Origin of the sequence: Desulfosporosinus sp. I2, from assembly GCF_000960765.1 — a bacterium.
Taxonomy (GTDB): domain Bacteria; phylum Bacillota; class Desulfitobacteriia; order Desulfitobacteriales; family Desulfitobacteriaceae; genus Desulfosporosinus.
This window is the reverse complement of sequence record NZ_JYNH01000310.1, coordinates 1-646: the sequence shown is the minus strand read 5'-3', so window position 1 is coordinate 646 and position 646 is coordinate 1. Positions and strand designations below refer to the sequence as shown.

General features: G+C 44.1%; 1 protein-coding gene. It reads left to right on the top strand.

Features of this window, described 5'->3' with window-relative positions; all coding sequences use genetic code 11:
* Nucleotides 1-320: 320 nt before the first annotated feature.
* Nucleotides 321-646 (top strand): hexokinase family protein (locus UF75_RS25860; RefSeq protein WP_282433867.1); only part of this gene is annotated, 326 nt, incomplete at its 3' end.

Sequence of the window (646 nt, the reverse complement as noted above, 5' to 3'; positions counted from 1 at the left end):
TAACAAACTATTTAAACAACGAAAGGAAGTGAACACGCCTGGTTTATGGCTAGTACGTAGGAAACTTCTCCTAGGAATTGCTTAACGATTAAACTTAAGTAATCTACTGCACAAGTACACTTAGTTGAAAGGCTTGTGCGGAGTGACCTTTAAGGGCGACTAACAGTTGCACATCTGTTGTACTTAATGGAGGGACTCCATAGGCTGGACGGATGTTTAATACGAAAGTATTAACCCTAGTAGCTGAATCCTGTGACGCTACCGCTTTGTTTAGTCGGCAAAGTGAAGATATTAAGCAAATGTATAGAATTGTTTAGTATTTGGAAACCAGGTATGTGTTTTTGCTAGAGCAAGTTTTAACTCAACTGGAAAACGAATTATCCATCTCTCGGAATAAGATCTTAAGCATTGCCTCCCGTTTTCAGGAGCACATGGAGCAAGGCCTAAGTGGGCGTGAAAGCTCGCTTAAGATGTTCCCCTCCTATCTCCAGGCTCCAAGTGGCTGCGAAGCCGGAACCTTTCTGGCCCTTGATCTTGGCGGTTCGAACGCTCGGGTTGCTATGATTGAACTTAAGGGACAGGGGAATTTCTCGGAATTACATAAGCTAAGTCGGCCTTTGTCAGACCCCCAAACCGGGCGTGATTA